The sequence below is a fragment of the Staphylococcus sp. HMSC036D05 genome, from assembly GCF_001836225.1.
GTDB lineage: Bacteria > Bacillota > Bacilli > Staphylococcales > Staphylococcaceae > Staphylococcus > Staphylococcus caprae.
The window spans coordinates 380246-395350 of record NZ_KV827781.1; the positions used below are offsets into that span (position 1 = coordinate 380246).

Annotated in this window: 19 protein-coding genes and 1 pseudogene; 18 read left to right on the forward strand and 2 right to left on the reverse strand. The window is 34.4% G+C overall.

What is annotated here, in order from left to right; all coding sequences use genetic code 11:
* Positions 1-38: 38 nt before the first annotated feature.
* Together HMPREF2580_RS06425 and HMPREF2580_RS06430 are read right to left on the reverse strand one after the other, a co-directional pair.
* Positions 39-431 (reverse strand): ribonuclease HI family protein, encoded by a 393-nt coding sequence (locus HMPREF2580_RS06425; RefSeq protein ID WP_002442902.1) that lies wholly within the window; start codon positions 429-431, stop codon positions 39-41.
* Positions 432-636: 205 nt separating this feature from the next.
* Positions 637-1341: a queuosine precursor transporter gene (locus HMPREF2580_RS06430; RefSeq protein WP_070831316.1), complete on the reverse strand. Its 705-nt coding sequence runs from the start codon at positions 1339-1341 to the stop codon at positions 637-639.
* Between the two features lie 273 nt (positions 1342-1614).
* On the opposite strand from HMPREF2580_RS06430, the gene HMPREF2580_RS12050 reads away from it, so the two are divergent.
* The 18 genes and pseudogenes from HMPREF2580_RS12050 to HMPREF2580_RS06515 all read left to right on the forward strand — a co-directional run.
* On the forward strand, positions 1615-1809 hold the full coding sequence (locus HMPREF2580_RS12050; protein ID WP_002442900.1) for a zinc-finger domain-containing protein: 195 nt from the start codon (positions 1615-1617) through the stop codon (positions 1807-1809).
* A 12-nt stretch (positions 1810-1821) separates the two neighbouring features.
* Positions 1822-2076 carry a NifU N-terminal domain-containing protein gene (locus HMPREF2580_RS06435; protein ID WP_002442899.1) on the forward strand — a complete coding sequence of 85 codons (255 nt, stop codon included), beginning with the start codon at positions 1822-1824 and terminating at the stop codon, positions 2074-2076.
* A 33-nt stretch (positions 2077-2109) separates the two neighbouring features.
* The gene (locus HMPREF2580_RS06440) at positions 2110-3222 is read left to right on the forward strand and encodes a conserved virulence factor C family protein (RefSeq protein ID WP_070831319.1); all 1113 of its coding nucleotides are present in this window, start codon (positions 2110-2112) and stop codon (positions 3220-3222) included.
* Between the two features lie 244 nt (positions 3223-3466).
* A complete protein-coding gene (gene brxA, locus HMPREF2580_RS06445) occupies positions 3467-3904 on the forward strand; it encodes a bacilliredoxin BrxA (RefSeq protein WP_070831322.1) in 438 nt (145 codons plus the stop codon).
* A gap of 187 nt (positions 3905-4091) precedes the next feature.
* Entirely contained in the window at positions 4092-5048 is a 957-nt protein-coding gene (locus HMPREF2580_RS06450; RefSeq protein ID WP_002442894.1) for a thymidylate synthase, read from the forward strand.
* A gap of 51 nt (positions 5049-5099) precedes the next feature.
* Positions 5100-5585: a dihydrofolate reductase gene (locus HMPREF2580_RS06455; RefSeq protein ID WP_002442893.1), complete on the forward strand. Its 486-nt coding sequence runs from the start codon at positions 5100-5102 to the stop codon at positions 5583-5585.
* Positions 5586-5595: 10 nt separating this feature from the next.
* Entirely contained in the window at positions 5596-6438 is an 843-nt protein-coding gene (locus HMPREF2580_RS06460; protein ID WP_070831325.1) for a DegV family protein, read from the forward strand.
* Between the two features lie 115 nt (positions 6439-6553).
* Entirely contained in the window at positions 6554-7081 is a 528-nt protein-coding gene (gene msrA, locus HMPREF2580_RS06465; protein WP_037541445.1) for a peptide-methionine (S)-S-oxide reductase MsrA, read from the forward strand.
* On the forward strand, positions 7074-7502 hold the full coding sequence (gene msrB / locus HMPREF2580_RS06470) for a peptide-methionine (R)-S-oxide reductase MsrB (RefSeq protein ID WP_070831328.1): 429 nt from the start codon (positions 7074-7076) through the stop codon (positions 7500-7502). The genes msrA and msrB overlap by 8 nt, the downstream gene beginning before the upstream one ends.
* A gap of 14 nt (positions 7503-7516) precedes the next feature.
* Positions 7517-8017, forward strand: coding sequence for a PTS sugar transporter subunit IIA (locus HMPREF2580_RS06475; RefSeq protein WP_002442884.1), 501 nt, complete (start codon positions 7517-7519; stop codon positions 8015-8017).
* Complete coding sequence (locus tag HMPREF2580_RS06480) at positions 8017-8241, forward strand: YozE family protein (RefSeq protein ID WP_070831331.1); 225 nt, start codon at positions 8017-8019, stop codon at positions 8239-8241. The genes HMPREF2580_RS06475 and HMPREF2580_RS06480 overlap by 1 nt, the downstream gene beginning before the upstream one ends.
* A 203-nt stretch (positions 8242-8444) precedes the next feature.
* The gene (locus HMPREF2580_RS06485) at positions 8445-10025 is read left to right on the forward strand and encodes a S41 family peptidase (RefSeq protein WP_256326426.1); all 1581 of its coding nucleotides are present in this window, start codon (positions 8445-8447) and stop codon (positions 10023-10025) included.
* Between the two features lie 231 nt (positions 10026-10256).
* Positions 10257-10760 (forward strand): GNAT family N-acetyltransferase, encoded by a 504-nt coding sequence (locus HMPREF2580_RS06490; protein ID WP_002442879.1) that lies wholly within the window; start codon positions 10257-10259, stop codon positions 10758-10760.
* Positions 10761-10778: 18 nt separating this feature from the next.
* On the forward strand, positions 10779-11852 hold the full coding sequence (locus tag HMPREF2580_RS06495) for an undecaprenyldiphospho-muramoylpentapeptide beta-N-acetylglucosaminyltransferase (protein ID WP_070831337.1): 1074 nt from the start codon (positions 10779-10781) through the stop codon (positions 11850-11852).
* A 12-nt stretch (positions 11853-11864) separates the two neighbouring features.
* Positions 11865-12479 carry a phosphatase PAP2 family protein gene (locus HMPREF2580_RS06500; RefSeq protein WP_070831341.1) on the forward strand — a complete coding sequence of 205 codons (615 nt, stop codon included), beginning with the start codon at positions 11865-11867 and terminating at the stop codon, positions 12477-12479.
* A gap of 350 nt (positions 12480-12829) precedes the next feature.
* Positions 12830-13921: an ABC transporter ATP-binding protein gene (locus HMPREF2580_RS06505; RefSeq protein WP_002442876.1), complete on the forward strand. Its 1092-nt coding sequence runs from the start codon at positions 12830-12832 to the stop codon at positions 13919-13921.
* Positions 13918-14874 (forward strand): ABC transporter permease, encoded by a 957-nt coding sequence (locus HMPREF2580_RS06510; protein WP_070831343.1) that lies wholly within the window; start codon positions 13918-13920, stop codon positions 14872-14874. The genes HMPREF2580_RS06505 and HMPREF2580_RS06510 overlap by 4 nt, the downstream gene beginning before the upstream one ends.
* Positions 14875-14885: 11 nt before the next feature.
* Positions 14886-15105, forward strand: a pseudogene (locus HMPREF2580_RS06515) (ABC transporter); the annotation flags it as partial.

Genomic DNA, 15105 nt, shown 5'->3' on the forward strand with positions numbered 1-15105 from the left:
GGTTATAGGGAGTCATTCCTATAGCCTGTTTTTTATGCTTATTTAGTTAATTTATATAACGCTTGTTGTGCATATTGATTCGCTTCTTTATTTTGTTCTCTAGGCACCCACTTAACAAACATTAACTCAAAACTTTGCTCTAAAATTTCCATATTATCAAAATAAGGTTTAAATTTAGCATTTTTAACGCGACCACTATTCACGCTATCCTCAATTAATTTAGAATCTGTATAAAGTAAGGCATTAATAACATTTAATTCTCTAGCATGTTCCAGCGCATGCAACATCGCTGCCCATTCTGCACTGTGATTATCCATTTCTCCTAAATCATGGGTGAAAACATGTCGTTCTGATTCTTCCTTCACAACGATTGCGCATGCACTTCGTCCTGGATTACCTTTCGTTGCAGCATCAAAATATATTTTTGCCATCTCGTTTACACCTTCATTCCATAAATTTATTTTTATTGTAGCAAATCTTCAAATGATAGAGTCAAAAGATAATCATTAAAACCACACGAAATATAACATCATCATGATATGTAAGTATTATCTTTCTCCCACGTTCCGTTTACTCTTTTTAATTTTAAAAATAAAAACTGTCGACTAAGTTATAAAACAAAGCCAACAGTTATATTTAATAGCCTTTATCAAGTTTTTGAATCTTACCTTTGCGATAGAAAGATTTAGCAATGTATCCAAACGGTACATTGAATATAGTTGAAATAAGTTTTAATAGGTAAGTAGTTATAAATATTTCGAATACTGCCATGCCAGGTAATGTACCGGCGAATGCAATAATAACGAATAATGCTGTATCAATAATCGAACTTAACATTGTACTTCCGTAAGCTCTGATGATAAACGTTTTATCTGAACTAAATATCTTTTTAATCAGTGAAAAGATAAATACATCAACATGTTGACCGATGATATACGCAACAATAGAACCTAGAGCAATTCTTGGAACTAAATCAAATATTGTCTTAAGCGCACCCTGCGCAGTATCTTCAGGTGCTGGAATAAAATGTAATGACATTTGCATAACAATAATCATCACTGATGTTGATGAAAATCCTAACCATACAGCACGTTTAGCAACTTTTCTACCATAATTATCATTTAAAATATCAGTTGCCAAATATATGGAAGCGAACATGACATTCCCAAGTGTCGCTGAAATTCCGAATATATGAATCGTTTTAATAACTTGAATGTTGGCTATAATCGTTCCCATTGCGACCCAAGCAATTAAACCGTGTTTCCCAAAACATCGATACATGAGAACCATTAAGATAAATGTAACAATAAATGATGCTACACCAAAAATTTCATTAAACATCTTACTTCCTCCTAAATTTTGTTAAAGCGGGTGTTTAGAAACCGCAAAAAAACAACTTACTTAGTTTACTCGAAATATAAAAAATATGCAATAGGGTAACAAAAAATTACAAAATACAAACTCCTATACTTTCATATGAACCCTATCTAAATTTCGTTTCAAAACGACCGATTAAATACGAATTGATTATTTCAAATTACCACACTTTCAATGCTATAATACAAACATGCAAAATATGTGATGAATCATTTAAAAAGTTTATAGCTAAAGGAAGTGGAAGCTATACTCACTTATTCAGAACAAAAAGCGATTAACAAAATCGATCGACTAATGAACACTTATTGTTATCAATGTCCCTTAAAGTCTCATAATAGAAAGACTGAAGGTAAGACACAGGCACATCATTTTTGCATTAATGAGTGTTCAGTAGGTAAACAAATTAAACAAATCGGGAACGAGCTACAATAGGAGGACATCTTTATGGAAATCGTAGCAATTTCAGAAACACCTAATCACAATACAATGAAAATTTCTTTAAGCGAACCACGCCAAGATAATTCATCAACAACATATACTTCTGCGAAAGAAGGCCAACCAGATTTCATCAATCGATTATTTGAAATTGACGGCGTTAAATCCATCTTTTATGTGATGGACTTCATCTCAGTTGATAAAGAAGATGACGCAAATTGGGATGATTTACTACCGCAAATTCAAGACGCTTTCAACGAATAATAGTTTGTTTTAATCAAAAAGGGGGCCATACAGATGGAAATTGTTCGTGTAGAGCCTACGCCCAGTCCCAACACAATGAAAATTGTATTATCTGAAAAACGTGAAGATAATCAATCGAACACCTATACTGAAGTACAAAATCATCAGCCACAATTTATTAATGATTTACTTCAATTAGAAGGTGTAAAATCCATTTTTTACGTGATGGATTTTTTAGCAGTAGATAAACAACCTAAAGCAGATTGGGAAAGTGTACTACCGCAAATTACATCTACACTCAACAACGAGTCTAATTTTGAACAGGAAATTCAACCAGACGAACATTATGGTGAAGTTCGTACAGAAGTATTGATGTTTAAAGGGATTCCTTATCAAATCAAACTCACAACTGGTAAAGAAGAGAAACGTCAACAGTTGCCAGAAATTTATATCGATAAAATGTTAGAAGCTCAAAAAGACAATGATAATGTCGTTTTCTTAAGAAAGTGGGAAGATTTCGGTATTAGATACGGGGATTTATCAGAAGTGATGGATGATGTCTATGAAGAAGTGATTGCACTTTATCCTGAAGAGCGATTAAATGAACTCGTAAAAGTTGCACTTGAAACTGACATCGTCGTACCTGAACAACATTATCAACACGTGACATTAGATGAATATAATAAAGCTGAAGATTGGAAAGCTCGTTTAAGAATGCTTAAATCCTTTCCAACGCCAACATTTGATGACATACCTTTATTAGAAACTGCTTTAAACGAAGACAAAATCCCTTTAAGACGTGAGGCAATCGTTCTATTAGGTATGATAGAAGATGAAGATATTTTACCTTATATTTATCGAGGACTTCATGATAAAAGTCCAGCCGTACGCCGAACAGCAGGTGACTGCTTAAGTGACTTAGGTTTCAAAGCAGCTTTACCCGAAATGGAGAAAGCACTTGATGACCCTCAAAAAATTGTCAGATGGCGTGCCGCTATGTTTATATTTGATGAAGGAAATGAAAATCAATTATCTTCTCTTAAAGCTCATGCAGACGACCCTGCATACGAAGTTAAATTACAAATTGAAATGGCAATTTCTAGAATTGAAAATGGTGATGAAGCACTAGGCTCAGTCTGGAAACAAATCGCCAATCGCGAAAGATAATTTAATTTAGTAGAGCTTGTTAAAAAAGTAATAATAAATGAAGTAATCTGTCAGAAAATCCTTGCTAATTGAGTAGTCGCTCTTTTTTACGGAGTATTGATGGCGACACGCCTGCAGGAATAGCATGCGTCTTGAGACTACTGGCTCAAGCCATGCCCGCGGCAAGGGAGCAAAACAATACGAAGTATTGATGGCCCATTCTAATATTTAAAAGGATTTGTCTACAGTTAAAAGGAGTGTTTATATGAACGGTTACGAATCTTATATGAGAGAATTAGCTCAGCAAATGCGTGCAGAGCTCACTGAAAATGGATTTAAAAGCTTAGAAACAAGCGATGACGTCCAACAATATATGAAAGATGTAAACGAAGACGAAACAACTTTCGTAGTAATTAATTCAACATGTGGCTGTGCTGCAGGATTAGCTAGACCAGCTGCCGTAGCAGTCGCAGAACAAAATGAAGCCAAACCAACACATAAAGTGACGGTTTTTGCTGGACAAGATAAAGAAGCCACACAAACTATGCGTGATTACATCCAACAAGTACCTTCAAGTCCATCTTATGCTTTATTTAAAGGGCAAAACTTAGTTCACTTCATTCCACGTGAACATATAGAAGGTCGCGACATCAACGATATTGCCATGGACTTAAAAGATGCTTTTGATGATTATTGCCAATAAATGAAATCCATTATACCGAGTACACATGTGATAGCTGTGTAGCTCGGTTTTTTTATACAAAATAGGAAATTTGTAATCTTAAATGGCTCTCCCTATAAACAGTTAACGTTTTCTAGTATAATATTCAGTAATATCATTTATCATAATTCATTTTTAAAAACGTTATTCACATAAAGGAGCTGTACACATGCATAATCCATTCGATGAAGCATATCATAGCTTATGCGAAGAAGTATTAGAAATAGGAAACCAACGTGATGATCGTACACATACAGGTACAATTTCTAAATTCGGACATCAACTCAGATTTGACCTTTCAAAGGGGTTTCCATTACTCACAACTAAGAAGGTTTCATTCAAATTAATAGCCACTGAATTGTTATGGTTTATTAAAGGTGATACAAATATTCAATATTTACTTAAATATAATAATAATATTTGGAATGAATGGGCCTTTGAAAATTATATTCAATCCAACGACTATCAAGGACCAGATATGACGGACTTTGGTCATCGTTCTCAACAAGATCCTGAATTTAATGAACTGTATAAGGAAGAAATGAAAAAATTTAAACAACGTATACTGAATGATGACGATTTCGCACGTCAATATGGTGATTTAGGTAATGTATACGGTAAACAATGGAGAGATTGGGAAGACAAAGACGGTCGTCATTTTGACCAACTTAAAACAGTGATTGATCAAATTAAGACAAACCCTAATTCTCGACGTCATATTGTGTCTGCTTGGAATCCTACAGAAATCGATACAATGGCCTTACCACCATGTCATACAATGTTTCAGTTTTACGTACAAGATGGCAAGTTGAGTTGTCAGTTATACCAACGTAGTGCAGATATTTTCTTAGGTGTACCATTTAATATTGCAAGCTACGCATTACTTACACATTTAATTGCGAAAGAATGTCATCTTGAAGTAGGAGAATTCATTCATACGTTTGGTGATGCGCACATTTATTCTAATCATATTGATGCAATTGAGACGCAACTCGCACGAGAAAGTTATCAAGCACCGACACTGAAGATTAATACAGACAAATCTATTTTCGATATTAATTATGAAGATTTAGAAGTCGTTGATTATGAATCACATCCTGCGATCAAAGCACCTATTGCAGTTTAATTTTACTAACAATGATTCACTAGCAATTCATAATGAGAAAGGGGGAGGACGATGACTTTATCAATCCTCGTCGCACATGATAAACAAAGAGTTATCGGTTACAAGAACCAATTACCTTGGCACTTACCAAGTGATTTGAAACATGTTAAAAAGTTATCAACAGGGCATACTCTAGTTATGGGAAGAAAAACATTTGATTCAATCGGCAAACCTTTGCCTAATAGACGTAATGTTGTACTTACGAATAACCCATCATTTCAACATGAAGGTGTAGATGTCATTCACTCAATTGATGATATTTATAACCTTCCTGGCCAAGTTTTTATATTCGGTGGACAAACACTTTTTGAGGAAATGATAGATAAAGTAGATGACATGTACATCACAGTCGTTGATGGAAAGTTTCAAGGCGACACATTCTTCCCACCCTATACTTTCGAAGAATGGGAAGTCGATTCTTCCGTCGAAGGTCAGTTAGATGATAAAAATACGATTCCGCATACGTTTTTACATTTAGTGCGAAGAAGTAACCAATAGGAGGGGAATTATGACTAAACAAATTATTGTCACAGACTCAACCTCTGACTTACCACACGAGTATTTGTCTGAACACAACATTCATGTCATACCATTAAGCATTACAGTTAACGGCAAGGATTATACAGACCAAGTCGATATTACCTCTAAGGAATATATTGAATATATAGAAGCAGATGCTGACGTCAAGACAAGTCAACCTCCTATTGGTAGATTTATCGAGAAATACGAAGAACTCGCCAAAGAAGATGTTGAGGTCATTAGTATCCATATGTCATCAGGTTTAAGTGGCACATTCAATACAGCTCTTCAAGCGAGCCACATGGTCGAAGGTAGTAACATCACAGTCATCGATTCGAAATCCATCTCCTATGGCTTAGGTTATCAAATTCAGCATATTGTTGATTTAATTGAAAAGGGTACACCAACATCTGACATCATCGAAAGCGTCAAACAACTACGTGAGAATATCCAATTATTTGTTGTCATTGGTCAACTCAATCAATTAATTAAAGGTGGCCGTATTAGTAAAACGAAAGGTTTAATTGGTAATATCATGAAAATTAAACCCATTGGTACATTAAACGATGGTAGATTAGAACTTGTTCATAATTCCAGAACACAAAATTCAAGCGTTCAATATTTGAAAAAGGAAGTTGCAGAATTTACTAAAAATCATCGAATTAAATCTATTGGGATTCCACATGCCAATGTTATAGAATTCGTGGATAAAGTTAAAAAATCATTCAGTGAAGCATTTCATTTTAATCAATTCGACGTTAATGTCACTACACCAGTCATTTCGACGCATACAGGACAAGGTGCCATTGGACTCATCGTTTTAAGAGACTAATTCCTTGAGACCCTTAACGCTCCAACTTAGATATACAATGTTGAGTAAAACACTTTAAATTCAATGACGTATAGCGTAAATTATTAAAAAAGAGACAACATAAGGAGGTAATATGATGGCATATGCAACATTAGCAGGAGGTTGTTTCTGGTGTATGGTTAAACCATTTTCATCTTATCCAGGAATAAAATCTGTCGTTTCAGGATACAGTGGTGGTCATGTCGAGAACCCAACATACGAACAAGTATGTACAAATCAAACGGGGCATGTCGAAGCCGTACAAATCGAATACGATTCTGAAATTACTTCCTTTGAAAATATACTAGATGTGTATTTCAAAACTTTTGATCCTACTGACGATGGTGGACAATTCTTTGATAGAGGGGAAAGTTATCAACCTGTCATCTTTTATCATGATGAAGAACAGAAAAAGGCAGCAGAGTTAAAGAAACAACAAATTAATGAGCAAGGCATTTTTAATAAACCTGTCATCACACCGATTAAACCATATAAAAACTTTTATCCTGCTGAAACGTATCATCAAGATTATTATAAGAAAAATCCTATGCATTACGAACAATACCAACGTGGATCTGGCAGAAAGGCATTTATAGAATCACATTGGGGGTCACAAAATGATTAAAAAAAGCAAAGATGAATTGAATGATATGGAGTATCTTGTTACTCAAGAAAACGGTACAGAACCTCCATTTCAAAACGAGTATTGGAATCACTTTGATAAAGGCATTTATGTCGATAAGTTATCAGGCAAACCTTTATTTACATCAGAAGAGAAATTTGAATCCAATTGTGGTTGGCCAAGTTTCTCTAAAGCTTTAGACGATGATGAAATTGTTGAACTTGTCGATAAATCTTTTGGTATGATTAGAACTGAAGTACGTTCCGAAGATGCGAATAGCCATTTAGGACACGTATTTAATGATGGTCCTAAAGAAACTGGCGGATTACGTTATTGTATCAACTCAGCTGCTATCCAATTTATTCCATATGAGAAGTTAGAAGAACTTGGATACGGTGATTTAATTCCACACTTTGAAAAATAGGAGTGAACAACTATATGTTTAAGAAATTATTTGGTAAAGGCAAAGAAGTAAATAAGAATATTAAAATTTATGCACCTTTAACAGGTGAATATGTCAAAATTGAAGACATTCCAGATCCTGTCTTCGCACAAAAAATGATGGGCGAAGGTTTCGGCATTAACCCTACAGAGGGAGAAGTCGTGTCACCGATTGAAGGTAAAGTCGATAACGTATTCCCTACAAAGCACGCTGTCGGTTTAAAGGCAGATAATGGTTTAGAATTATTAGTTCATATCGGTTTAGACACTGTTCAACTCGACGGAGAAGGCTTTAAAGTGCTTGTTGAAAGCGGAGATACAGTCAATGTAGGCGACCCACTTATCCGTTTTGATTTAGAATATATTAAAAATAATGCTAAATCTGTAATTTCACCAATCATTATTACAAACTCAGATCAAACGGAATCACTACATTTAGAAGATGTAGAAGCAGTAGTTAAAGGTGAAACAGAAGTCATTGATGTGACTGTAAGCTAATGGTTAAAAATTACTCATTCTATCAATTTGTAATGACTGTTCGAGGACGTAAGGACGACAAAGGCAAATTGGCTGAACAAATATTCGATGATCTCGCGTTTCCGAAACATGAAGATGACTTTAATGTACTTTCTGAATACATTGAAACGCAAAGCGAATTTACTGTGCCTATGTCTGTCTTTGACGATTTATACGAAGAATATACTGAATGGTTAAAATTTTAACACGCAACAAATGAATGATTAAGCTATGGCGGGAGTGAATTGATGAATTCAACTTTTAGTATTGAATCTGATTCACTCCCACATTTGTGCTTATTTTGCGCGTCATAAGGACGTATAATTGAATTGATTGCGTTGAATCATTTAATTTTATAATTTAAGAATACGTCTTCCGACTCATGAATCTTAACTTCAGTTATTGAATAATGGTAATGACGCCATCTATTATAATTCATTTTCTGAAAATGAAGTTCTACAAATTACATAGAGTATACGTTAAATTTAGCAAATATAAGGGATGTGATATAGTGAGTGAATATTTAGGACACAACGTAGAATCACACCATGGTGATGGAAACAATTCGTCGCCTCACGGTAAAAACAAACAAGTGAAACTAAAATTATGGCAACTCATATTACTACTTCTGGCAGTCATTATATTAACAGCTGGAATAACCGTTGCAGCGACAATATTGATTAGCCATAAAGTAAGCGGCCTTACCAAAGATCAACGTGCCGACTTAAAAAAGATAGAATATGTATATAAAACATTAAATAAAGACTATTACAAGAAACAAAGTTCAGATAAATTGACACAATCAGCCATTGATGGAATGGTCAAGGAATTAAAAGATCCTTATTCAGAATACATGACAGCAGATGAAACAAAGCAATTTAATGAGGGTGTGTCAGGAGATTTCGTCGGTATAGGCGCTGAAATGCAGAAGAAAAATGATCAAATCAGTATTACTAGCCCTATGAAAGATTCGCCAGCTGAAAAAGCAGGCATTCGCCCTAAAGACGTGGTAACCAAAGTGAATGGTAAATCCGTTGTAGGCAAACCTCTCGATGAAGTCGTTAAATTAGTGAGAGGTAAAAAAGGTACAACCGTTACTTTAACAATAAAACGTGGTTCTCAAGAAAAAGACATTAAAATCAAACGTGGTACGATTCATGTTAAAAGTGTCGAATATGAGAAAAAAGGCAACGTTGGCGTAATGACGATTAATAAATTCCAAAGTAACACATCAGGAGAGTTAAAATCTGCAATTATTAAAGCGCATAAACAAGGTGTACGTAAAATCGTCCTAGATTTACGTAATAATCCTGGTGGTTTACTTGATGAAGCTGTCAAAATGGCTAACATTTTCATAGATAAAGGCAAAACTGTAGTACAACTGGAAAAAGGTGACGACAAAGAGCAACTTAAGACTTCTAACGATGCATTGAAACAAGCTAAAGATATGGACGTGTCAATCTTAGTTAATGAAGGTTCGGCAAGTGCCTCTGAAGTATTTACAGGTGCGATGAAAGATTATCATAAAGCAAAAGTCTATGGCTCAAAAACATTTGGTAAAGGAATTGTTCAAACAACTCGTGAATTCGATGATGGTTCATTACTGAAATACACAGAAATGAAATGGTTAACGCCAGATGACCATTATATTCATGGTAAAGGGATTCAACCAGATGTGAAAATACCGACACCTAAATATCAATCTCTTAACGTGATTCCAAATAATAAGACATATCAGTTGGGTGACGACAATAAAAATGTTAAAACTATGAAAATTGGACTGACTGCTTTAGGTTATAAAGTAGATAATGAGTCCAATAAATTTGATTCAGATTTAGAATCTGCAATTAAATCATTCCAACAAGACAATCATCTAGATGTTACTGGTCAATTTGATAAAAAGACAAACGACAAATTCACCCAAGAATTAGTTGAAAAGTCCAACAAACACGATACAGTATTAGACAAATTACTAGATAAGCTAAAATAGAATTTATATTACTTTGTGAAAAGTGACTGACGCAAGCGTAGTACTGAGCGGACCGGGACAGAGGTATAATTTTGTAGAATTATTTTCATTGTCCCAGTCTTATACGATTGCAAAATGCAAAAGACTTTTCTGAAAATTGTAAGTTTAAAATACGCCTCATTTGTTAAATTATATAAGAAATGAGGCGTTTCATTTTTATTTAATATTTAAAAAAAGAGGTGTTTTGGTAAGATGATCAGATTAGCAACTAAAAAAGATTTACCTGTTATTGAGCAACTTGTTGATGAAGCTAAAGAAAAAATGAAAGAATTCAACCATAATCAGTGGGATGATAAATATCCTGTAACTGAACACTTTGAAGAAGACATTGAAACCGAAACACTTTACGTATTAGATGTAGACGATAAAATTTGCGGATTTATTGTTATCGACCAAAATCAATCAGAGTGGTATGATGACATTGAATGGCCAGTAAATCGAGAAGGTGCATATGTGATTCATCGATTAGCTGGATCTAAAGATTATAAAGGGGCTGCGACGGAACTTTTCCAATTTGCAGTCGAATTAACAGAAGAACATGGCATTCATGTGATTCTCACAGACACATTTGCGTTAAATAAACCCGCTCAAAATCTATTTGAGAAATTTGGTTTTACTAAAGTAGGCGAAGCTGAAATTGATTACCATCCATTTAATAGAGGAGCACCATTTTACGCATATTATAAAAACATATAAGAATAGAGGTTGTCATTTATGTCTAAAATTGCATTTACCGGTGGCGGAACAGTAGGACACGTTTCAGTGAACCTAAGTCTTATTCCCACTGCTATAGAAAAGGGACACGAAGCGTTTTATATCGGGTCTAAACAAGGGATTGAAAGAGAGATGATTGAGTCTCAAATCCCAGATATAAAATATTATCCGATTTCTAGTGGTAAATTGCGTCGCTATTTATCATTTGAAAATGCGAAAGATGTTTTCAAAGTATTGAAAGGAATCTTAGACGCACGTAAAATACTCAAACAACAAAAGCCTGATTTACTATTCTCTAAGGGTGGTTTCGTCAGCGTTCCAGTCGTCATCGCTGCACGCTCATTAAATATCCCAACCATTATCCATGAATCAGATTTAACACCAGGTTTAGCCAATAAAATTGCACTGAAATTCGCTAAGAAAATTTATACAACGTTTGAAGATACACTTAACTATCTTCCGAAAGAAAAAGCTGATTTCGTAGGTGCAACTGTTCGAGAAGATTTAAAACAAGGCAACAAAGACCGTGGTTATCAATTAACTGGCTTCAACTCAAACAAGAAAGTTTTACTTATCATGGGTGGAAGTCTTGGAAGTAAAAAACTTAATGAAACAATCCGTGAAAATTTAGAATCTTTACTTCACGAATATCAAATTATTCATTTAACTGGTAAAGGTTTAGTCGATGATTCTATTAATAAAGAGGGCTACGTCCAATATGAATTTGTTACAGATGACTTAACCGATTTACTTGCTATTACAGATACGGTAGTAAGTCGTGCAGGAGCAAATGCGATTTATGAGTTCTTAACTTTAAGAATACCTATGCTATTAATACCATTAGGTTTAGATCAATCTCGTGGAGACCAAATTGATAACGCTAAGAACTTTGAATCTAAAGGTTACGGTCGTCATATCCTTGAAGATAAACTCACTCAAGTTGGGTTAATACAAGAATTAAATGATATAGAATCCAATCGCGAAGCTATTATTAATCAAATGAAAACATATAAAGAAAGTTACACGAAAGAAGATTTATTTGATAAAATTGTACATGATGCATTAAACAAGTAGGAGGCACCAGGCATGAATCGTTGGACACGCATTTCGTTACTCATTGTCTTTACACTTATATTCGGGATTATCGCCTTTTTCCATGAATCGCGTCTTGGAAAGTGGATTGATAATGAAGTGTATGAATTTATTTATTCGTCAGAAAGTTTTATCACCACATCTATTATGCTTGGTGCGACAAAACTAGGTGAAGTGTGGGCAATGTTATGTTTATCTCTTACATTAGTCGCATATTTAATGCTTAAACGCTATCAAATCGAAACATTATTTTTCGTCATTGCAATGGGATTATCAAGTGTACTTAATCCCGTTTTGAAAAATATCTTCGATAGAGAACGTCCAACACTCTTACGTTTAATTGATATTTCAGGATTCAGTTTTCCAAGCGGCCATGCAATGGGATCAACCTCTTTCTTCGGAAGTGCTATATATGTAATTAACCGTCACGATTCTGGTATCTCTAAGGGCGTGTTAATCGGTTTATGCGCGCTTTTCATTTTATTAATTTCAACTTCTAGAGTGTATTTAGGCGTTCATTATCCTACAGATATTATTGCCGGCATTATAGGCGGTGCCTTCTGCATTGTTTTATCAACGTTAATATTGAAGAAACAACTCGCCGTATAAATAAGCGCGGTTGGAATTTTAAATTAAATAACAATTGACCTAACCACTGAAATGATTGTGATTCAACAATGATTTTAGTGGTTTATTTAGTATATTCAAATCGGCGTTTTTAAATAAATACGATTTATAATCTCAATGTTAATAATATTTAGCTTATATTAATTTCTTTGTTTTCATTTTTGTTAATAAAAGACTGAAAATGTTGTCCTATCAACGTTTTTAGTCTTTTTATTTTTGGAAATTTACAAACAAAAAATTTTGATTTACGAAAACTTAAATTTGAAAAAAGTTTACTTTAATAGTGATTACTTATACTGAACTTGTGATTAAATCTTCAAAGGAGCAAAGACATGATACAAATCAAGGATTTAAACAAAGTTTACGACAATGGTAGTCACGCAGTTAAAGATTTCAATCTAGATATTGAGGACAATGAATTTGTAGTATTTGTAGGACCTTCGGGATGTGGGAAATCAACAACGTTACGGATGATTGCAGGACTTGAAGATGTGAGCAAGGGAACAATTAGTATCAACGATAAAGTGATCAACGATCTACAACCTAAAGATCGTAATATTGCTATGGTCTTTCAAAACTATGCCTTATATCCACATATGACAGTTTATAAAAATTTAGCTTTTGGCTTAAAAATGCGAGGAATCAAAAAGAAAATTTACGACGAAAAAATTCAACATGCAGCTCAAATATTAGAAATTGAAAACCTTCTCGACCGTAAACCTAAAGCTTTATCTGGGGGACAACGTCAACGTGTGGCACTTGGGAGAGCTATCGTCAGAGAAGCTCAAATCTTTCTCATGGATGAACCACTTTCTAATTTAGACGCTAAATTACGAAGTAATATGAGAAGTGAAATCATAAAAATACATAAACAAATGAAAGCAACGACGATTTACGTGACACACGACCAAACTGAAGCAATGACAATGGCATCACGTATTGTGATTTTAAATCAAGGCGAAATACAACAAATCGGTACACCTGAAGAAATTTATCGTCATCCTGTCAATGAATTTGTTGCCACTTTTATTGGTAGCCCATCAATGAATATGATTCCAATGACCTATCACATGGATGCTTGGTACTTCGATGGACAAAAAGTGGCTGATGCTTCATCACTTCAACTTGCATCACATGCACAATATAGACTTGGCATACGACCTGAAGACTTACATCTTGTTGAAGATAATGAAATAAGTCATTATCCAATCCAACTGTCTCAATTTACTGTAGATTTGGTTGAGTTAACGGGTTCATACAAATTACTTCACTGTCATCACAACGAACATAAAATTGTAGCAGCTGTAGATAGTAATTTGGATTTCGAATTAGGCCAAACAGTTTCCTTCGGTATAAAAACTAAAGATGCACACTTTTTCGATTCTGATTCAGGCGAAAGAGTACAAGAGGAGGTTTTATCGTGAGTAAAATCAAAATACAAAGCCTTCAATCCACTCATCAAAAACCTTTGTTAAAAAGAATGTGGGAACATAAAGTACTTTACTTAATGATTTTACCTTGTTTACTCTTTTTCTTGATTTTCAACTATATTCCAATGACAAGTCTTGTTCTGGCATTCAAAGATTTCCGCTTCGATACTGGTATCATCGGCGGTGATTGGAAAGGACTATACTATTTCAAACGATTTTTCTCTGACCCTCGCTGTATTCAAATTATTATGAATACGCTAATTATAAGTGGCATGAAATTGATTTTAGCTCTACCATTTCCAATTATTTTAGCCATTATGTTTAACGAAATTAAAGATTCTAAATTAGGTAAGATCAGAGGTCTATTTCAAGGTGTGCTTTATATTCCTCACTTTTTATCATGGGTTGTGGTCATCGGTATTTTCAAGAAATTACTCGCTCCTGATGATGGACTTATGAATCAACTGATCCATCAATTTGGTGGCGACGGGTCGACTTACTTTATGATGAATCCTGAGTATTTCCACACCATCATGTTTTCTAGTTATATTTGGAAGAATGTAGGTTGGGATTCCATTATTTATTTTGCAGCAATTATGAGTATTAATCCTGAAATTTATGAATCAGCTGCAATTGATGGCGCGAATCGTTTCAAACAAATTATACATATTACCTTACCTATGTTAACGCCAACAATTGTTATCTTATTCATCATTTCTCTAGGCGATATTTTAAAAGCAGGGTTCGATCAAATCTACCTACTCAAAACACCAGGTAACGCTAACGTTTCGGAAATACTTGATACATTTGTTATTCGTACTGGTATTGAGCAAGGCGATTTCAGTTACGCAATTGCTATTGGTCTATTACAAGGCGTAATAGGACTTATCGCTGTCGTCATTATTAATAAATTCGCAGATAAGAAGCTGGATACATCACTATATTAAGGAGAATGTACATGTTTAGAAAATCTATGCTCATCTTAATGATTGCAGTCATTTTATTCGTAACAGCATGTAGCAAAGATAAAACACAAGATGAAGCGAAAAGAAAAGCAGATGCTAAAGGTAAACCAGATACATGGATTGCAGATAGAAAACTTAAAGGACTTGTGTTTCAAAGTGATAACGATGCCTCACCTAAAATGAATAAAGAAGTCGCTCAAGAACTTAAAAAAA